The organism is Mesorhizobium sp. M0998, from assembly GCF_040318885.1.
Lineage (GTDB): Bacteria > Pseudomonadota > Alphaproteobacteria > Rhizobiales > Rhizobiaceae > Mesorhizobium.
Genome location: NZ_JAMYND010000011.1, coordinates 21,918 through 41,403 on the forward strand (window position 1 = coordinate 21,918; position 19,486 = coordinate 41,403).

At 63.7% G+C, this 19,486-nt stretch carries 15 protein-coding genes and 1 riboswitch; of the genes, 6 read left to right on the forward strand and 9 right to left on the reverse strand.

Annotation, left to right across the window (positions count from 1 at the left end):
• Positions 1–54 precede the first annotated feature (54 nt).
• Positions 55–2,028, forward strand: a complete 1,974-nt coding sequence (gene thrS, locus NKH59_RS12740; protein ID WP_352540661.1) for a threonine--tRNA ligase — start codon at positions 55–57, stop codon at positions 2,026–2,028.
• Positions 2,029–2,186: 158 nt separating this feature from the next.
• Here thrS and NKH59_RS12745 read toward each other — a convergent pair whose 3' ends face one another.
• On the reverse strand, positions 2,187–3,152 hold the full coding sequence (locus tag NKH59_RS12745) for an RgsD C-terminal domain-containing protein (RefSeq protein ID WP_352540660.1): 966 nt from the start codon (positions 3,150–3,152) through the stop codon (positions 2,187–2,189).
• A 156-nt stretch (positions 3,153–3,308) separates the two neighbouring features.
• Between NKH59_RS12745 and NKH59_RS12750 the strand changes: the two genes are divergently transcribed.
• The gene (locus NKH59_RS12750) at positions 3,309–3,893 is read left to right on the forward strand and encodes a nitroreductase family protein (protein WP_352540659.1); all 585 of its coding nucleotides are present in this window, start codon (positions 3,309–3,311) and stop codon (positions 3,891–3,893) included.
• Between the two features lie 20 nt (positions 3,894–3,913).
• Here the strand turns inward: NKH59_RS12750 and NKH59_RS12755 are convergent, their stop codons facing one another.
• Both NKH59_RS12755 and NKH59_RS12760 read right to left on the reverse strand, forming a co-directional pair.
• Positions 3,914–4,795 carry an HpcH/HpaI aldolase/citrate lyase family protein gene (locus tag NKH59_RS12755; RefSeq protein ID WP_352540658.1) on the reverse strand — a complete coding sequence of 294 codons (882 nt, stop codon included), beginning with the start codon at positions 4,793–4,795 and terminating at the stop codon, positions 3,914–3,916.
• 3 nt (positions 4,796–4,798) lie between these two features.
• Positions 4,799–5,290, reverse strand: a complete 492-nt coding sequence (locus NKH59_RS12760) for a MaoC family dehydratase (protein WP_502901046.1) — start codon at positions 5,288–5,290, stop codon at positions 4,799–4,801.
• Between the two features lie 110 nt (positions 5,291–5,400).
• Between NKH59_RS12760 and NKH59_RS12765 the strand changes: the two genes are divergently transcribed.
• Complete coding sequence (locus NKH59_RS12765) at positions 5,401–6,522, forward strand: DUF2336 domain-containing protein (protein WP_352540657.1); 1,122 nt, start codon at positions 5,401–5,403, stop codon at positions 6,520–6,522.
• Here NKH59_RS12765 and NKH59_RS12770 read toward each other — a convergent pair.
• Entirely contained in the window at positions 6,519–8,579 is a 2,061-nt protein-coding gene (locus tag NKH59_RS12770; protein WP_352540656.1) for an FUSC family protein, read from the reverse strand. The genes NKH59_RS12765 and NKH59_RS12770 overlap by 4 nt on opposite strands.
• Positions 8,580–8,621: 42 nt before the next feature.
• Positions 8,622–10,673 carry a DNA topoisomerase IV subunit B gene (gene parE, locus NKH59_RS12775; RefSeq protein ID WP_352540655.1) on the reverse strand — a complete coding sequence of 684 codons (2,052 nt, stop codon included), beginning with the start codon at positions 10,671–10,673 and terminating at the stop codon, positions 8,622–8,624.
• Between the two features lie 272 nt (positions 10,674–10,945).
• Here parE and NKH59_RS12780 point away from each other — a divergent pair, with 272 nt between their 5' ends.
• Positions 10,946–12,115 carry a GGDEF domain-containing protein gene (locus NKH59_RS12780; protein WP_352540654.1) on the forward strand — a complete coding sequence of 390 codons (1,170 nt, stop codon included), beginning with the start codon at positions 10,946–10,948 and terminating at the stop codon, positions 12,113–12,115.
• A 72-nt stretch (positions 12,116–12,187) separates the two neighbouring features.
• Here the strand turns inward: NKH59_RS12780 and gcvP are convergent, their stop codons facing one another.
• From gcvP to gcvT, 3 genes are read right to left on the reverse strand one after another with little or no spacing between them, the layout of a single operon-like run.
• Complete coding sequence (gene gcvP, locus NKH59_RS12785) at positions 12,188–14,998, reverse strand: aminomethyl-transferring glycine dehydrogenase (protein WP_352540653.1); 2,811 nt, start codon at positions 14,996–14,998, stop codon at positions 12,188–12,190.
• Positions 14,999–15,014: 16 nt separating this feature from the next.
• Positions 15,015–15,383 (reverse strand): glycine cleavage system protein GcvH, encoded by a 369-nt coding sequence (gcvH, locus tag NKH59_RS12790; protein WP_352451343.1) that lies wholly within the window; start codon positions 15,381–15,383, stop codon positions 15,015–15,017.
• 5 nt (positions 15,384–15,388) lie between these two features.
• The gene (gene gcvT, locus NKH59_RS12795; RefSeq protein WP_352473893.1) at positions 15,389–16,507 is read right to left on the reverse strand and encodes a glycine cleavage system aminomethyltransferase GcvT; all 1,119 of its coding nucleotides are present in this window, start codon (positions 16,505–16,507) and stop codon (positions 15,389–15,391) included.
• Between the two features lie 148 nt (positions 16,508–16,655).
• A riboswitch (glycine riboswitch) is annotated at positions 16,656–16,742 on the reverse strand.
• Positions 16,743–16,945: 203 nt separating this feature from the next.
• On the opposite strand from gcvT, the gene NKH59_RS12800 reads away from it, so the two are divergent.
• Positions 16,946–17,944 (forward strand): hypothetical protein, encoded by a 999-nt coding sequence (locus NKH59_RS12800; RefSeq protein ID WP_352540652.1) that lies wholly within the window; start codon positions 16,946–16,948, stop codon positions 17,942–17,944.
• A gap of 14 nt (positions 17,945–17,958) precedes the next feature.
• Here NKH59_RS12800 and NKH59_RS12805 read toward each other — a convergent pair whose 3' ends face one another.
• Positions 17,959–18,789, reverse strand: a complete 831-nt coding sequence (locus tag NKH59_RS12805; protein WP_352540651.1) for a transporter substrate-binding domain-containing protein — start codon at positions 18,787–18,789, stop codon at positions 17,959–17,961.
• A gap of 86 nt (positions 18,790–18,875) precedes the next feature.
• Between NKH59_RS12805 and NKH59_RS12810 the strand changes: the two genes are divergently transcribed.
• Entirely contained in the window at positions 18,876–19,478 is a 603-nt protein-coding gene (locus tag NKH59_RS12810; protein ID WP_352540650.1) for a DUF3011 domain-containing protein, read from the forward strand.
• The last annotated feature ends 8 nt before the right edge of the window (positions 19,479–19,486 follow it).

The following is a 19,486-nucleotide window of genomic DNA, read 5'->3' on the forward strand; positions in this document are numbered from 1 at the left end:
GCGACATGCATTTCACCACCCGCGCTCGTTTGCGGGACTGGATAGGAGAATCTTATGCTGAATTCCGTTTCCCTGACATTTCCCGATGGTTCCGTTCGCGATTACGACGCGGCGATGACCGGCGCCGGCCTGGCGGAATCGATCTCGAAGTCGCTGGCCAAGAAGGCCGTTGCCTATTCGATCGACGGCACGCTGCGCGATCTTTCCGACCCGATCGGCAGATCGGGCAAAGTCGAGATCATCACCCGCGAGGACCCGCGTGCGCTGGAGCTCATCCGCCACGATGCAGCCCATGTGCTGGCCGAAGCCGTGCAGGAACTTTGGCCGGGAACGCAGGTGACCATCGGGCCGGTGATCGAAAACGGGTTCTACTACGATTTTGCCCGCAACGAGCCGTTCACGCCCGACGATTTCCCGGTGATCGAGAAGAAGATGCGCGAGATCATTGCACGCAACAAGCCGTTCACCAAGGAGGTCTGGTCGCGCGAAAAGGCGAAAAGGATCTTTGCCGACAAGGGCGAGCGCTACAAGCTCGAGTTGATCGACGCCATCGCCGAGGACCAGGATCTCAAGATCTATGCACAGGGCGACTGGTTCGACCTCTGCCGCGGCCCGCATATGGCCGCGACCGGCCAGATCGGCAGCGCCTTCAAGCTGATGAAGGTCGCCGGCGCCTATTGGCGCGGCGACAGCAACAATCCGATGCTGACCCGCATCTACGGCACGGCCTGGGCCGATCAGGCGCAGCTCGAAGCCTATCAGACGATGCTGGAGGAGGCCGAGAAGCGCGACCACAGGAAGCTCGGCCGTGAGATGGACCTGTTCCACTTCCAGGAGGAGGGCCCCGGGGTCGTCTTCTGGCACGCCAAGGGCTGGAGGATGTTCCAGAACCTGGTCAATTACATGCGTCGCCGCCTCGACGAGCAGGGTTATCAGGAAGTCAACGCGCCGCAGGTGCTCGACAAGAGCCTGTGGGAGACGTCAGGCCACTGGGGCTGGTACCGGGACAACATGTTCAAGGTGACCGTTGCTGGCGACGACACCGACGACGACCGGGTGTTTGCGCTGAAGCCGATGAACTGCCCCGGTCACGTCCAAATCTTCAAGCACGGGCTGAAATCCTACCGCGATCTGCCGGTAAAACTTGCGGAATTCGGCAATGTGCATCGCTATGAGCCGTCCGGCGCGCTGCACGGGCTGATGCGCGTGCGCGGCTTTACCCAGGATGATGCGCACATCTTCTGCACCGAGGAACAGCTCGCCGACGAGTGCCTCAAGATCAACGATCTGATCCTCTCGACCTATGCCGATTTCGGCTTCGACGAAATCACCGTCAAGCTGGCGACCCGCCCCGAAAAACGGGTCGGCACCGACGCAATGTGGGATCATGCCGAGGGCGTGCTGCAGGACGTGCTCGACAAGATCGCGGCGCGGTCGGGCAACCGGATCAAGACGGGCGTCAATCCGGGCGAGGGCACGTTCTACGGGCCGAAGTTCGAATATGTGCTGAAGGACGCCATCGGCCGCGACTGGCAATGCGGCACCACGCAGGTTGATTTCAACCTGCCTGAACGGTTCGGCGCCTTCTACATCGGCTCGGATTCGGAAAAGAAGCAGCCGGTGATGGTGCATCGCGCCATCTGCGGCTCGATGGAGCGGTTTCTCGGCATCCTGATCGAGAATTATTCCGGCCATTTCCCGCTCTGGTTCGCGCCGCTGCAGGTGGTGGTTGCGACGATCACTTCCGATGCCGACGATTACGCCCAGAAGGTCGTTGCGCAGCTGAAGGCGGCGGGGCTGATCGCCGAAGCCGATCTGCGCAACGAGAAGATCAACTACAAGGTCCGCGAGCATTCGCTGGCCAAGGTGCCGGTCATCCTCGTCTGCGGCAAGCGCGAGGCCGAGGAAGAAACGGTCAATATCCGTCGTCTCGGGTCGCGTGACCAGGAATCACTCGGCCTCGCAGCCGCCGTGAGGCTGCTTGCCGACGAGGCGGTGACACCCGACCGCAAGCGCCGCGCGGCCTGAACCTATCGACGAGCAATGAATGGCGGTGGAGCGATCCACCGCCATTTTTATATTTTGTATGCCTGTCACGCCGCACGCCTATCTGGCAAATCGATCGACGTGCGCGTCGGCGACGCGCTGGCGCGACCCATGCACAAGGCAGCTTAGAGGGGCGCGTCTCAGTCGGCGCCTTCCTCGGAATCGATGGCCGAAGCCTCGGTGGCCAGAACCTCGATGTCCTGGTTGTGCCCAGCCACCACCGTAAAATCCTTCTGGTAGATGCGGTCGCGGTTCTTGGCGATGATGGTGTAGTCGCCCTCGGCCAGCACCATCGAGGCAAAGGCGCCGACGGTTTCCTTGATCGGATCGCCGGATTCGTTGAGCAGGGACCAGGAGGTGTCGGCGATCGCCTCGCCGCCTGGTTCGCGCACCAGCTTCATGGTCATCTCGGCGGCACGGTGCTCGACGGTCGCTTCGGTCAGCTTGCCGGCCTCGACGCGGATGTCGGAGCGGATGACCGCGTTCACCGCGCCATAGGTCGACACGACGTGGTAGGTGCCGGCATTGAGCCGCACGACGCTGTTCGGCTCGACATCGGGTATGATCAGGGCGCGATCGCCATCGGCCGCGGCGTGGCTCTCATAGATCGAGAAGCGCAGCTTCTTCGGCGGTATGCGTACCCCGCCGGACAGCACTGCATCGAGCTTGAGGCCACCGGCATCGAGCACGAGGCTCTCGCGCTTGGCTTCCTTGCCGACGGTGATGCGCTTGGTGGCGCCGGCCCGCCCGTAGGAGGCGTGGACCAGATACGAACCCGGCTCGAGCTGGAATATGGCGGTGCCGCCATGAGAGGAGGCGACCATCGTCAGCTTGCCGTCGCTGGCCGATTCGGGTTTGAAGACGCGCCAGACTATGCCGCGCGTGATGTCGGCGCCCTTGTCGGTCAATTGCGCCGACAGCGTGATCGCCCCGCTGCTGCCCAATGCCAGCGATGTCTCGCTTTTCGGAGGTGCATAGCCCGAAATTCCGGGAAGCTTCAGCTCGCCAAGGCCGTCCACATCCTGGGCGACGGCAAGCGAAACCGGCACCATCAACAGTGCGGCAGCGAGCCATATCAGGAAAAGACGCAATGTCCCCTCAAACATGCCTTGCGTTGAAGCCCAAGGCGGTGGCAATTTCAAGGCTTAAGAGTCCGGTCGGCTTCTGCTACAGGGCTCTTTGTCCGGCGCGCCGCGCCAATGCCCAAGCCGCCCGATGTCCCGATGGTGCGCTTCAGCTCAAATTCCAGGAGACTTGCGCCCATGGCGTCGCCGATCATCGATTTTCTGCTGACCCGAAATTCCGCGCCGATCCCGGATTTGAAAGAACCGGCACCGGGCGATGCGGAGATCGCGACGATGATCGCCGCCGCCTCGCGGGTGCCGGACCACGGCCGGCTGGAGCCTTGGCGTTTCATCCTCTATCGCGGCGAGGCCCGCATCGAGATCGGCAAGAAGCTGGCAAAACTTGCCGAACAGCGCGAAGGGCCGCTGCCGGAAGGCCGGCGCAACCAGGAATTGGCGCGCTTTTCGCGGGCGCCGCTGGTCATCGGCGTGATTTCTATCCCTAGGGAAAATCCAAAGATCCCGCAATGGGAGATGTTCCTGTCCGGCGGCATGGCGGCGATGAACCTGATGCTTGCCGCCAATGCGCTGGGCTACGGCACCAACATGATCAGCAACTGGTATTCCGACGTGCCCGAGGGCAGGGCGATCCTCGGCCTGGCGCCGCATGAGCGGGTCGTCGGCTTCGTCCATATCGGCTTTTACCAGGGGCCAGCGCCGGAACGACCGCGGCCCGATCCGGCAAAGCTCTATGCCGACTATTCAGGGCCGTGGGTGGGATAATTCCGGCGCGGAACAGACCCCTAAGGATCAAGCTCCGATGCCTTGGCTCGCGCCAGGAGCCGCTCTGCGAGCTTGAGATGCGGCCGATCGTACATCTTGCCGTCGATGCCGACGACGCCTGGATTTCCTGCCGCCTCGAACGCCTCGACGATCGCCAGGGCGCTTTTCACCGCTTGCGCCGAAGGCGTGAAGGCGGCGTTGATGACCGGCACCTGCGCCGGATGGATCGCCATCTTGCCGGTGAAACCGTCGCGCTCGGCCTCGGCGCATTCGGCCTCGAAGCCGGCCATGTCGCGAAAATCCGGAAAGACGGTGTCGATTGCCGCGACTTCCGCGGCACTTGCGGCAAGCATGGTCATGGTGCGGGCGAGGCGGAACACATCCGTGTAGCGGCCGTTCCCGTCGCGCGTCGCGCGTGCGCCGATTGCCGCCGACAGATCTTCCGCCCCCCAAGTGACGCCGACAAGCCGCGCGCTTGCCTTGGCGTAGGTTGCAGCGGCCATTACGCCGGCTGCGGTTTCGGTGATGATCGGCAGGATCCTTATCGCGCCATCCGGCAGGCCGCTTTCGGCTTCGTGCACCCTGAGCTTGGCCGAGAGATGCTGGACATCCAGTCCGCTGTTCGACTTAGGCAGCATGATGCCGTCTGGTTTCACCGGCACGAGCGCCGCCAGATCGTCGTCGGTCAGTCCGGTCGAAAGATCGTTGACGCGAACATAGATCGCGGAGCTGGTCCGGTGCCTGTGCGCGGCGATGAAACGCGCCGCTGTGTCGCGTGCCAGACCTTTGTTCTGCTCGGCAATCGAATCCTCGAGGTCGACGATGACCACGTCGGCGCCTACGCCAAAGCCCTTCTCCAGCTTCTTTTCCGAATCGCCGGGAACGAAGAGCAGAGAACGCATCGGCTATGCCTTTTTCATCATCATGGCTTGCCTCGTGCATTTGGCAACCAGCACATCGTTCTGGTTATAGGCGCGGTGCTCGAACTCGACGATGCCGCGGTCCGGCTTCGACCTGGATTCACGCACCGAAACCACCGTGGTCTCGACGCGAATGGTGTCGCCATGGAAGACGGGATGTGGAAACACCGTCTCCTTCATGCCGAGATTGGCGATGGTGGTGCCGACGGTGATGTCGTTGACTGAAATGCCAATCATCAGGCCCAGTGTGAACAGCGAATTGACCAGCGGCTTGCCCCATTCGCTCTTCGCCGCGAAGTCGAAGTCGATGTGCAGCGGCTGCGGGTTCAACGTCATCACCGAAAACAACATGTTGTCGCTTTCGGTCACGGTTTTGCGCAGCGTGTGCGTGAACACTTGGCCGACAGCGAACTCCTCAAGATAAAGCCCGGCCATGGTCGATCTCCTCCGCTGCTTCAGGGTTGATAGGCGTTGCATATCGCGCTCGCAAGCCAGTTAACGAACATGGTGAACCGTTCGTAAACCATTTGTGCCTACGGTCTCCACCAGGGTCAGAAGCGTTCTGGCAAGGGGCGTAAGCAGGCGACATGGTCGTTTCGCATTTCCTGAAATGGATCCATACGGCGAAGGTGTCGGAGCGTGCTGCGGCGGCAAGCGCGCTGGCTCGCGCCTATGTCGACTCGGAGCTGCCTTTCGAGGACCGCTGCGCTGCCGAGGCGGCGCTGACGTTGCTGCTCGATGACGTATCGTCGAAGGTGCGGGCGGCGATCGCCGACGCGCTTTCCATGAGCCATCATGCGCCGCCGCAGATCGTCAGCGCGCTGGCCTCGGACCAGCCGGAAGTCGCAGCCTTGGTGCTGGCGCGCTCGCCGCTGCTCACCGATGCCGACCTGATCGATCGGGTTGCCGGCGGCCAGAAGGCGACGCAGAAGGTGATCGCCGACCGGCCACGCGTCTCGATGTCGGTTGCGGCGGCGATCGCCGAGATCGGCGAGCCGGAAGCCTGCGCCACGCTGCTCGCCAACAGCGGCGCCGACATCGCATCCGTCAGCTTTCGCCGCATGGCCGAGCGGCACGGCCATCTGCCTCTGGTGCGCGAGGCGCTGATCGCCGACACCCGGCTGCCCGCCGATTGCCGGCATATGCTGCTGGTCAAGCTCGGGGAGATGCTCAAGGGGTCGCCGCTGGTGCTGGCGCTGATGGGCGCCGCCAGGGCCGAGCGCGTCACGCGCGATGCTTGCATCAAGGCTTCGGTGACGCTGATCGAAGGCACGCGGACAGAGGAACATACCGCACTTGTCGAACATCTGCGCCTGCGCGGCGACCTGACCGCAAGCTTCGTCGTCCGCACCATTGCGCACGGCAAGGTCGACTTCTTTGGTTCGGCGCTGGTCGCGCTCAGCCAACAGTCCGAACAACGGGTGAGAGCACTGCTGGCCGGCGGCCATGACGTGGCTCTGCAGGCACTGTTCCGCAGCGCCGGGCTTGCCGCCGCCACCCACGCCATCATTCTGCGCGCGCTGAAGGTCTGGCGCGAGGTCGCCAACGGCAAACGCCTCGCCGGCGTCCAGGAAGTCAGTTGGCTGATGCTGAAGGAATTGGGCGGACACTCCGCAGAAGGCGATCTCGCCGGGCTGGTCAAATCGATCCATCTCGACGCGCTGCGCGAGAACGCACGCGGGCACGCGCTGGCGATCGCCGCTGCCTAAACCCGGTCCTTCGCGAAAAAATCCGGAAAATCCTCGATCGCGGCGGCAATGATGCGCAGCGAGGCGGCGATCTGCAGCATTTCGGCCGCGACGCTGCGCTCCGCGATGCCTGCTGCATACTGCCTGGCGACTGCGACGGTCGCCGTCTGCGGCTCGCCGGGACGCCTGAACAGCAGTTCGCGTGCCAGACCGCGCAGGAAATTGGCGATGGAAAGTGCTGTTTCAGGCGGGATCGCGGAACTTTGCTGCGCGTTGCGCAGCCGTAGGATTTCGAGGCCGACGGTAACCGCAGCTATGCCGCCGCCGAGAACCGCGTCGCCTTTCTTGCCGGCGTTCTGCAGCAGTGGCATCAACTGGTTGATCCGGTCGTAGGCAAGGCTTTCGAAGGCCGATCGCCGCGGCAGGCGGTCGTGCAGGCAAAGGCGTGCAAGATCTTCGCGCATGGTTTGCAGGATGCGGGTAACCCAAGGGTCGGCGGGCAGCACGACGGCGAAGACGCCGATCGCCAGAAGAATGCCGACAAGGACCGCTGCCGCATTGGCGAGGAACGGCTCCGGATCGTAGGTCATGACCTGATGTGGGCTGAGGAAGGCGAGGAAATTGATCGCAAAGGCCGTTGCCACGCCGACGTAACGCGGATTGGCCATGCCCAGTGCCGCTGGCACCAGGATCGGGACGACGAAAACCGCGAACCAGCCAAAGCCCGGCAGCGCTGGAAGTGCTATCTGCCCGACCACAAACGCGAACGGCAGGGCGAGCAACGTGCCCTCGAAGAAGTTCCATGCCGACCGGATCGGATCGGCGCGCGCGGCGAACAAGCTGGAGACAACGGCGACCAGAATGACCGTGCCGGTCGCGTCCGACCATTTCGTCGCCAGCCAGAAGCCGGCGACCAGGAGCGTGGCGATTGCTGCGCGCACGGCATTGCGCGATGCCGCACGGTAATCGCGGTGCACCACCAGCGCTGGCTGCCGCCGTTCGCGACTGGCACGAGACGGGGGAGAGCGGAGTGCATCCAGGCCGCGCAGCACTTGCTGCATTGCCCCGGCGAAGTCGGCGGCAATGGTTAGACGGGTGACAGTGCCAGCCCAGTCAATGTCTTGCCCGGCCGCGATGCCAGGCATCTGCCGTGCCTTGCCGGCGATTGCGTCGAGCCGCGCCACCCAGGGCGCCGTATCGTCCAGCGCGCCCGGCTTGGCTACCAGTTCGCCTACAACGGCCTGCAACTCGGCGCGAACGGGGATGAGGGCTGCATTCTTCGGAGCGGCATGGGCATGCAGCGCACGCGCCGCCGACAGGGCCGACAGAAGCTGGCCGATGGTACGCCGGACCGGATAGGCGCGGGTGGCGAGGCTCGGCCCCTCCAGCCTTGCGTAGGTGCGCATCTCGCCGAGCGTCTGGACGTCGCCGATCAGCTTGCGGTGCAGCCCGGCAAGCTTTTCCGCATCGCCGCCGGAAAAAGCGCCGTCCGCATAGGCTGCCAGGTCGAGAATGCTGCGTTTCAGTCTTGAGATGATGGCGTCGGCGGCCAGTTTCGGCAGGATCAGCCGGCTGGTCAGCGCAGCGCAGACGATACCAAGCACGATTTCCGCGCAGCGCGCCACGGCGAGATCGATGACGAGGTGCGGCTGGCCGAAAGCCGGCAGGCCGATGATCATCGCGGTGTAGCCGGCAAGCGCCGCGCCATAGGCTTCCGGATTGCGTAGCAGCGACGAGACCAGCGAGCAGATGCCGATCCAGACGGCAAGAACTGCAACCAGCAACCAGGGGTTAGCATCGAAAACAGTGGTAATGCCGATCGCCGCCAGCGCGCCGGCAAGCGTGCCGAGGAGACGATAAAACCCCTTCGCCAGCACCATGCCGGCGACCGGCTGTGCGACGATGAACACCGTCATCATCGCCCATTGCGGGTGGTCGAGCTTCAGCGCATAGGCGGCCAATATCGCGATGAGGCCGGCCGAAACGGTGCGCAGGGCAAAGATCCAGTCCGAACGCGTCGGCCGCGTCAGGCCAGCGATCCGCGTGCCGATATCGTCCTTCAGCCGCGCCCAGGTCAAGTGCTCGTCTCCAGCTCAGAAGGCCAAGCTAGCGGCGGGAGCTCAGATATCCAGCACTTCCGTCTCGGCGAATTCCGCGCGTTCCTGGATGAAGCGGAAACGGGCCTCGGGCTTGGTCCCCATCAATGCGTCGACCGCATCCTTGGTCGCCGCCTCGGCATCGATAACGTCGACCCTGAGCAGCGTGCGCTTTTTCGGGTCCATGGTGGTTTCCTTGAGCTGGGCAGCCATCATTTCGCCCAGCCCCTTGAAGCGGCCGATTTCGACCTTGCCGCGCCCGGCGAATTCGGTGCGCAGGAGTTCGTCCTTGTGCGCATCGTTGCGGGCATAGGCGACCTTGCCGCCTTGCCGGATCGAATAAAGCGGCGGCACCGCCAGATAGAGATGGCCGCCGCGGACCAGGCTCGGCATCTCCTGGTAGAAAAAGGTGATCAGCAGCGAGGCGATATGGGCGCCGTCGACGTCGGCATCGGTCATGATGATGACCCGGTCGTAACGCAGGTCCTCGTCGCGATATCTCGAGCGCGTGCCGCAGCCAAGCGCCTGGATGAGGTCGGATATCTGCTGGTTGGCGGCAAGCTTGTCGTTGCCGGCGCTGGCGACGTTGAGGATCTTGCCGCGCAGGGGCAGCACCGCCTGGCTGGCGCGGTCGCGCGCCTGCTTTGCCGAACCGCCGGCCGAATCGCCCTCGACGATGAACAGCTCGGCACCGGCGGCGGCATTCTGCGTGCAGTCGGCGAGCTTGCCGGGCAGCCGCAGTTTGCGCACCGCACTTTTGCGCGACACTTCCTTTTCCTGGCGGCGGCGCACCCGCTCGTCGGCGCGCGCGATCACCCATTCGAGCAGTTTCGAAGCTTCCTGCGGATTGTCGGCCAGCCAATGGTCGAACGGGTCGCGGATAGCGCTTTCGACGATGCGGATCGCCTCGATCGTCGCGAGCCTGTCCTTGGTCTGGCCGACGAATTCCGGTTCGCGGATGAACACCGACAGCATGCCTGCCGCCGAGATCATCACATCCTCGGAAGTGACGATCGAGGCGCGCTTGTTGCCGACCAGGTCGGCATAAGCGCGCAAGCCGCGCGTCAGGACGTTGCGGAAGCCGGCCTCATGCGTGCCGCCCTCCGCGGTCGGGATGGTGTTGCAATAGGAATTGATAAAACCGTCGCCGCCGAACCAGGTCACCGCCCATTCGAGCGAACCGTGACCGCCCTGCTTCTCGCTCTTGCCGGCAAACATTTCACGGGTCACCTGGAATTCGTCGCCGAGCGAGGCTTTCAGATAGTCCTTGAGGCCGCCCGGAAAATGGAATTCTGCCTTGGCCGGCGTCGTGTCCTTTTCCTTGATCAGCGAGGGATCGCAGGTCCAGCGGATTTCGACACCGCCGAACAGATAGGCCTTTGACCGCGCCATGCGGTAGAGCCGCGCCGGCTCGAAAGCAGCACCCTTGCCGAAAATCTGCTCGTCTGGATGGAAGCGGATCTTCGTGCCGCGGCGGTTGTGCACCTCGCCGAGCTGCTCCAGGCCGGTCACCGGAACGCCTCGCGAGAAGCGCTGGCGATAGAGCTTGCGCCCAATCGCGACCTCGACCTCGAGATGGTCGGACAGCGCGTTGACCACGGAAACGCCGACACCGTGCAGGCCGCCGGACGTCTCGTAAACCTTGCTGTCGAACTTGCCGCCTGAATGCAGCGTCGTCATGATGAGTTCGAGCGCCGGCTTCTTGAATTTCGGGTGCGGATCGACCGGAATGCCGCGGCCGTTGTCGGTTACGGACAGGTATCCGTCGGCGGAAAGCTCGACATCGATGAAGGTCGCATGGCCGGCGACCGCCTCGTCCATCGAATTGTCGATGACTTCGGCGAACAGATGGTGCATCGCCTTGTCGTCGGTGCCGCCAATGTACATGCCCGGGCGCCGTCGCACCGGTTCCAGCCCCTCCAGCACTTCGATGTCGGCGGCACTATAGCTCTCGCTGGCGTCGCGGGGCGCCGGCCGCTTCGCCGCCTGCACCAGCGGGTCGGCCGGGCGCGCGGCGGCGCGAGCCGGTTGCGGCTGCTTGTCCAATTTGGCGAAAAGATCGTTATTGTCGTCCATGCCGGTCCTGGATTCCGATGCTGCGAATCACCACCCGATACTGCCACGCTTTTGGCGGGCAGGCGACGGAGGTTCCTGTTACGTTCGAGGATAGGGCCTCTTACTGCAAAACCATTCGACAGCCAAGCGGCGGAAATGGGGTCGAAGGTGGAGCATCGACGTTTTGTAAACCCTGTCCGAAGGTTACGCCGGAAGATTGGCTAAAAGGCGGTATTTGCGGACTGTCGCTGACCTAGAATGCAGCGGAACCCTCAAGAGGCTGTCGCTTAAGCATGTTGGATTACAGTTCGCTCCTGCTCGCGGCGGCGCTGTCGGGCACGTGCCTTAGCATCACCATGTTTGCCATCTGGTTCAGCGCGCCACAGGCACGCTTTGTGCTGACGGTGGCGTGTGGCATTCTCGTGCTCGTCGCACATGTGGTGTTGTTCTGGCATTACACCAGGGATCCAAGCGCCTGGCTTTGCCAGATCGTGCTTGCGCTGCTCAGCCTCGGCTTCCTGATCATCTGCCTGTCGGCCATGCAATACCTCGGCATAGGCGACTACAGGCGAGCCATCTTGCCGACCTTGGTTGCGATGGCCGTTTGCGCGGGCGCGACGTATCTCGGGTTTGATGGTGTCGGCTTTATTGTCACCTACGCGACGGTAACGGCGCTGCTCTCGCTCATCGGGGCGATGTTCTGGATTGAGGGTGGTCACGATCGCCGGATATTGCTGGTCGTCTCGTTCCTGAGCGGCGTCTGTGCCCTGTCGTTCGGACTTTGCGGCGCGGTCCTGCTGGTCACGGGCCAATGGGTGCTGGGTGTTGCGCCCGACAATTGGGCCGAGCGGGTGAATTCCGTCGTGGCCGTCGCCTGCATGACCGGGCTCGGCGCATTGACGCTCTCCCTGCACCATTTGCAGGCGCAGATCGAATTGAAGGCCGAGACGATGACCGATCCATTGACCGGGCTGATGAATCGGCGGGCGTTGACGGCACTCTACGGCGAGCGGGTCTTCGGTCCGTTCATGTCCGTTGCCATGTTCGACCTTGACCATTTCAAGAGGACGAACGACGTATTCGGTCACCCGGTCGGCGACCAGGTTCTGTGCCGCTTTGCCGCCGTCATCAGGAAATACGCCCGGACCGGCGTCGACGCCTTCCGTTTGGGCGGCGAGGAATTCGTGCTCGTCATATCGCGGATGACGGAAGAGAAGGCCTATGACATTGCGAGCAAGATCAGCGTCGCCTTCGGCACGGAAGTCGTGGCCACCCAACTCGGTCCGTTGCGAAGCACAGTCAGCGGCGGCATCGGCTTTGGCGGAACAAACGGCACCGGTCTCGACGATGTGCTGGCCGAAGCCGACGCAGCACTCTATGCGGCAAAGCGCGCCGGGCGAAATCGCGTCGTCGTTCGGGACCGGGCGAGCAAGGCCGACGGGCCGGCCTTGCGTTCTGCCTGATTGAGGTTTCTATCTGCTTGTTAGACCCGTGATCTTGTCCGAAAACCGGATTCCACTTTTCGGGATCATGATCTATTCCGCCGCACCCAGATATTCCGACAGCGGCGGGCAGGAGCAGACGAGGTTGCGGTCGCCGGCGACATTGTCGATGCGTGACACCGGCGGCCAGTATTTTGCCGCCGTGTCGGCATCGCCGGCGGGGTAGGCCGCCTCCAGGCGCGAATAGGGATGGGTCCACTGGCCGGCCAACGCCTCGGCGGCGGTGTGCGGCGCATTGACTAGAGGATTGTCGGCCAACGGCCATTCGCCCTTCGCCACCTTGGCTGCCTCGCCGGCTATGGCGATCATGGCCTCGCAGAAACGATCCAGCTCGCGCTTGGGCTCGGACTCGGTCGGCTCGACCATCAGCGTGCCGGCGACCGGGAACGACATGGTCGGCGCGTGGAAGCCATAGTCGATCAGCCGCTTGGCGATATCGTCGACGCTGATGCCGGCGCTGTCCTTGAGCACGCGGGTGTCGAGGATGCATTCATGCGCGACGCGTCCGTTGCGCCCTTTGTAAAGCAGGGGGAAATGCTCGCCAAGCCGCGTCGCCACATAGTTGGCGGAGATGATCGCCGTCTCGGTCGCCTGCTTCAGGCCGGAAGCGCCCATCATGCGGATATACATCCAGGTGATCGGCAGGATGGAGGCACTGCCGAACGGTGCCGCCGCCACGGCATGGGCCGAGCCTTCGGTGACGTGGCCGGGCAGATATGGCTTCAAATGCGCCTTGACGCCGATCGGGCCGACGCCGGGGCCGCCGCCGCCATGCGGGATGCAGAAGGTCTTGTGCAGGTTCATGTGGCAGACATCGGCGCCGATATCGCCGGGACGGGCGAGGCCGACCAGCGCGTTGAGGTTGGCGCCGTCGAAATAGACCTGGCCGCCATGGCTGTGGACGAGGGCACAAAGGTCGCGCGCGCCCTCCTCGAATACGCCATGCGTCGAAGGATAGGTGAACATCAGCGCCGCAAGGTTGTGCGCATGCTCGGCCGCCTTGGCCTGCAGGTCGACCATGTCGATATTGCCGTCCTCGGTGCAGCGCACGACGACGACGCTCATGCCGGCCATGGCCGCGCTTGCCGGATTGGTGCCATGCGCCGAGGACGGGATCAGGCAGACGGTGCGATGGCCTTCGCCGCGTGAGCGGTGGTAGCCGCGAATGGCGAGCAGGCCGGCATATTCGCCCTGGCTGCCGGCATTGGGCTGCAGGGTCACCGCGTCGAAGCCGGTGATCTCCGCCAGCCAGCCTTCCAGCTCGTCGATCATGGCGCGATAGCCGGTCGAATGGTCAGCCGGGGCGAAGGGATGCAGGTTGGCGACATCAGGCCAGCTCACCGGCATCATTTCGGCGGCGGCGTTGAGCTTCATGGTGCAAGAGCCGAGCGGGATCATGGCGCGGTCAAGCGCCAGGTCCTTGTCGGCCAGCCGGCGCAGGAAGCGCATCATGTCGGTTTCCGAGTGGTTTTCGCGGAAGACGGGCTGGGTGAGAAACTCCTTGCCGCGCGGTTTTCCTGGCATGGAACTGCCGGCGGCAACGCCGGCCTTGGCGCCGAAAAGTGCTGCGATCGCCTCCAGATCGGCCTCGGTGGAGGTCTCGTCGAAGCTGATGCCGACATGGTCGGCGTCGATGACGCGCAGCAGCCGGCCGGTCTTTTCTGCGGCGGCGGCAATCGCGCCGGCTCTGCCCTTCACTTTCACGGTCACCGTGTCGAAATGGCTGTCGCCGACCACCGAAACGCCCGCTGCCTTGAGGCCGGCAGCCAGGCGGTTGGCCAGCGTGTGGACGCGGCCGGCAATCGCCTGCAGCCCGGCAGGGCCATGCCAGATCGCGTAGGCCGTCGCCATATTGGCGAGCAGCGCCTGTGCGGTGCAGATGTTGGACGTCGCCTTGTCGCGGCGGATATGCTGTTCGCGTGTCTGCAAAGCGAGGCGATAACCAGGACGGCCCTTGCTATCCGTCGACTGGCCAACGAGCCGGCCGGGCATCAGCCGCGTCAGCCTGTCGGAGACGGCGCAATAGGCGGCGTGCGGCCCGCCAAAGCCCATCGGCACGCCAAAACGCTGCATCGGGCCGACGGCGATGTCGGCGCCAAGCCTGGCCGGCGCATCGGTCAGCGTCAGGCCAAGCGGGTCGGCGATGAAGACGACCAGCGCGCCGGCAGCACGGGCCCTGTCGATCGCTGCCTTGTGGTCGCCGTAGACGCCGAATGTATCGGGCCAGGAGACCAGCAGGGCGGCGGTGTTGTCGTCGATCACCTCGCCGTCGACCTCGATGCCGAGCGGCTCGGCGCGGGTGCGCACGACGTCCAGCGTCTGCGGGTGCGGCGTGCCGGCCAGTGCCACCTTGGTGCGCTTGTCGCGATGATGGCGCAGCGCGATGCCAACCGCTTCGGCCACCGCCGTCGCCTCGTCGAGCAGCGAGGCCGATGCCACCGGCAGGCCGGTCAGTTCCGTCACCAGTGTCTGGAAGTTGAACAGCATCTCCAGCCGGCCCTGACTGATCTCGGCTTGGTAAGGCGTGTAAGCCGTATACCAGGCCGGGTTCTCGAACAGGTTGCGCTGGATCACCGGCGGCACGTGGACGCCATTATACCCGGCACCGATGAAGCTCTTCTGCACCGTGTTCTTTGCCATCGTCGCCGCGAGCTCGGCCAGCGCTTCCGCTTCGGTTGCGGGCGCGGGCAGGGCCAGCGGCCGGTCGAGCCGGATCGACTTCGGCACTGCCTGGCTGATCAGGGTCTCGACCGAAGGAACGCCGATCGTCGCCAGCATGGCTCTGACGTCATGGAGGCCCGGGCCGATATGGCGAGCCGAGAAGGGGTAGGGTGCTGCGGTCATCTTCCTGGTCCTGCTATCAACCAATATGGGCTTTGTAAGCGGCTTCATCGAGGAGTCCGTCGAGTTGGCGCTCATTGGCCAGCTTCATCTTCCACAACCAGCCGTCGCCGGTTGCCGCCGAATTGACGAGTGAAGGATCCGATGACAGCGAGGTGTTGGCCTCGGTGATCTCGCCGTCGACCGGCGCGTAGACGTCCGATGCGGCCTTGACCGATTCGACCACCACGGCGGTGTCGCCCTTGGCCAGCTTCTTCCCCGGCTCCGGCAGTTCGACGAAGACGAGATCGCCGAGCTGCTGCTGCGCGTAATCGGTGATGCCGACCGTGGCGATGCCGCCCTCGACGCGCAGCCATTCGTGATCTTCGGTGAAATAGGTCTTTGCCATTGAAATCATCCTTTGCGGTAGCGATGGGGCGTGAAGGGCAAGGGGTGGATGTCGACCGGGATTTTCGTCCCGCGGACATCGGCGAACAGTTTTGCGCCGGATTTGGCAAGCGGCGTCTGGACGTAACCCATGGCGACCGGATGACCGGCCGAGGGGCCGAAGCCGCCTGAGGTGACATGGCCGGCAGGGTTGCCGTCAGCATCGAAAAGGGCAGCACCGGCGCGCACCGGCTGGCGGCCTTCCGGCTTCAGGCCGACGCGTTTTTGCGCCGGACCACGCTCCAGGATGGCGCGCAGCGCATCGGCGCCGATGAAGGCGCCAGAGGCGCGAACCTCCTTGGGGATGGCCCACATCAGCCCGGCGCTGGCCGGATCGATCTCCGGCGTGATGTCCAGCCCGTGCAGGCACAGTCCGGCTTCGAGCCGCAGGCTGTCGCGGGCGGCAAGGCCGACCCACATCACCCGCTCGTCCTCGAGCAGCCTGGCGACGAGGTTTCTTGCATCCGCTTCCGGCAGGCCGATCTCGAAGCCGTCTTCGCCGGTATAGCCGGACCGGCTCATGAACCATTTTTCGCGCGGCTCGATGCCGTGCATGAACACCAGCGAACCGGTCTCGATGCCGGCGCGGGAAAGGGCAGCCCACGCCTCGGGGCCCTGTATGGCCAGGAAGACGCGGTCGAGCGCATCCACTTTTACATCGAAATCGCCCTCTGCATCGAAATTTTTGGCCAGTGCGCGCAGATGCTTTTCGTCGGCGGCGGCGTTGCCGGCATTGGCGACCATCATGAAGCGCTCGGCGCCGAGCCTGGTGACGATCAGATCGTCCAGAATGCCGGCCGCCTCATTGAGGAAGAACGTGTATTTGGACTGGGAAACCTCAAGTGCGCCGGCATCGAACGGGCAGGCGCGGTTCAGAAGCGCTGCTGCCCCCGTACCGCTGATTTCGAACAGCTTCATGTGCGAGATGTCGAACAGGCCGGCATGCTCACGGCTGTGCAGGTGCTCCTTCATCACGCCGGCCGGATAGGTCAGCGGCATCGACCAGCCGGCGAAGGCGCCAAAGCGCGCACCAGCTGCCATGTGCAGATCTTCGAGGGGAAGGTGTTTGGTATCGTCGCCCGTCATGTCATCTCCAGAGTCGCACGCAAGCGGCCGCGAATGGCGACCAGTCCGTGCCCCTCTGTCTGAAGCCTGAGAGACTCGCGCCCCGTAACTCTGTCGGCAGCGCTTACACCTTCGGCGCGGGGGCAAGCCCCGACTTTCCAGAGTGTCTTTCCCGTCTACGGTTCTTTTGCCTGAGAGATTTCGGGCGATTTCCCCTTCGGCGGCAGCTCTCGCTGCTCTCTCCCACAAACAGGTAGGACTCGGTCAGGAGCCCTCGACTCGTCATCCATAGCCCGTGGACGACACCTTGTCACCTGCCGGCGACATTTTTACTGCCAAGTCTTCTGCGGGCCTTCTTTATAGGCAAGCCTTCGCTAACCACGCCGCTTGCCGGTTTCTCAAGACCTTGCCGATATACCGCATAAGGGCCGGCAATTACCGGCGGCGGCGGGGAAGAAAATGGGCGAATTGATCATGAGCGCGCCGGTGGCCGGGCTGACCTCGAAAAATCGGATCACGGCGGAAGACGTGGTCATGCTGCGCGGCGAAGTGTTCGGCGACGGCGTGGCAACGCGCGGCGAGGCCGAGGCGCTGTTTGCGCTGGATGCAACGGCGAGGGACAAATGCACGGAATGGCTCGAGTTTTTCGTCGAGGCGGTCACCGATTTCATCGTCCACCAGGAAAAGCCGGCGGGCTATGTTTCGCAGGACAATGCCGACTGGCTGATTCGGACGATTTCGCGCGACGGCATGGTCGACAGCCAGACCGAACTCGAGCTGCTGGTGCATGTGCTGGAAGTTGCCAAATCATCGCCGAGCACGCTTTCCAGCTATGCGCTGGAGCAGGTCGCTCATGCGGTCGTGGACGGCAAGGGGCCGCTGATGACCGGCGGCAGGCTTATCCCTGGGTCGATTGCCAAGGCTGAGGTCGAGCTGTTGCGCCGCATCCTTTACGCCTATGGCGGCGATGGCAACATCGCCATCAGCCGCGCCGAGGCCGAGGTGCTGTTCAAGATCAACGAGCGCACAGCGGCGGGCGACAACGATCCGTCCTGGAACGATCTGTTCGTCAAGGCGATCGCCAATTTCGTCATGTGTTCGGCCGGCTACGAACCGCCGGTGCGCGACGTGGCGCTGCGCCGGGATTCGTTCTTCGAACAGGCCGATCCGGAAATCGGCGGGTTCTTCAGCCGCATGGTATCGGGCGGCCTGTCCGGCATCATGGAAGCCTATCGCTCACCCGGCGATATCGAAGCCGAGTGGGAGTCCAAGAACAAGGCAGCCGAGGCTCTGGCCCGCCGCGCCGAGACGGTCGATGCCGGCGAGGCCAAATGGCTCGCTGAACACATAGGCGACCGGCCGCTGCAGGAGAACGAGCGCGCGCTGCTGACGCTAATCAAGCACGCCTCGCCGGAAATCCACCCGGCGCTGAAGCCGCTGATCGACAAGGTCGCATAAGCAGTCGCGCGACGCTATTGTTTGGCGGGCTCCGGCTTGGCACTGGTGTCGAAGCGCAACATCCATTTGAAGCTGCCGAACCAGTAGCGGCGCACGCCGCCTATGGTGCCGTCGGCGGTGCGCGCGCCGATCCAGTTGTTGACGTATTGGATGAGGCGGACATCGTCCGGGCGCATCGCAAACGCTTCCGGCGTCCGCAACAGCGGGCCGCCCACCATCGTCAACTTCGCGTCATAGAGCCTGGCGGCCATCTGCGGCGTCGGCGACGTCGCGACCATCGCCTGTGCGTCGCCGCCGATGATCGCGGCGAAAACATCTGAGGTATTGTCGAAAGACAGGATGGTCGCCTTGGGAAAAGCTTCCTTCGCGGCGGCTTCATCGGTGGAATTGGACAGCACGGCGATCTTATATCCCGGCGCCGCCACTGCCTTTCCCGGCCTTTTCCCAAGGCTGGCGATCGTCGCAACCATACGGATATCGGCGGTACCGGTCTGGTTGGAGAATACCACCTCGCGTGCGCGTTCCGGCGTGCTGGCGTAGCCCGCCGCGATCATATCGAAATCACCCTTGAGCAGTCTTGTCTTAAGGTCGTTCCAGGGCACCTCGACCAGCTTCAGGTCGACGCCGAGATCAGACGCCAGCGCACTGGTCAGGTCGACATCATAGCCGGCGAACTTCCCGTCGGCCTTCTTGAGGATCCATGGCGGGTTGAGCGCCACGCCGACCGTCAGTGTCTTCTGGTCGATGATGCGCTTGAGGCTGTCGTCCGCCCGGGCTGGCAGCAGCGACAAAGCCAACCACGCAGAAAGGGCAAGTATAGTTGTGGCGATCATCTTAGCGCGCATTAATATAACCTCGCTGAGCCCGTCCGGTTGTCAGATTTACACAGAGGTGCCATTCTGTCGATAGCGGACCCTCATGGAGAGTTGCGATGTCGGCACGGATGGCGGTTACCGGTTCGATGATGTTCCTGGTTTGCATCCTGGGCAATCCGGCGAAGCTTTCGCTGCTGCCGGCGGCAGCGCAGGCTGCGGGGGCAAAACGCGTGGTCTGCTCCAGCGCCGATTACCGCTATTCCTATTGCGGGATCGATACGCGCCGCGGCGTGCAGTTGACCTCCAGGCTGTCGAAGGCGCGTTGCGTATACGGTAGAAGCTGGGGCTATGACGCCGGCGGCATCTGGGTCGACAATGGTTGCTCGGCCGAATTCGCAGTCGCCAGCCCCAACCGCAATCCCTCTGCTGGCGACGTCGCCGCAGCCATTATCGTCGGCGGCGTGGTAGGTGCCATTCTCGACAACGGCAATTCGCATCGCCATCATTCCGATAATTACTATCCGAAGCCGCGCCCGCGCCGTTACGACCAATCGATCGATCCGACGCCGCAATTCGACAATCAGGGCAACCCCAACTTCGATACCCACGGCAACTACCAGGGACCGCACGGGCTGGGCAAGCTTGTCACCCCTGACGACAATCCTGACCTGAATCCGGCCCTGCGCAGCGACGGCGACGACAGCGACGACGACAGTTAGATGAAGCT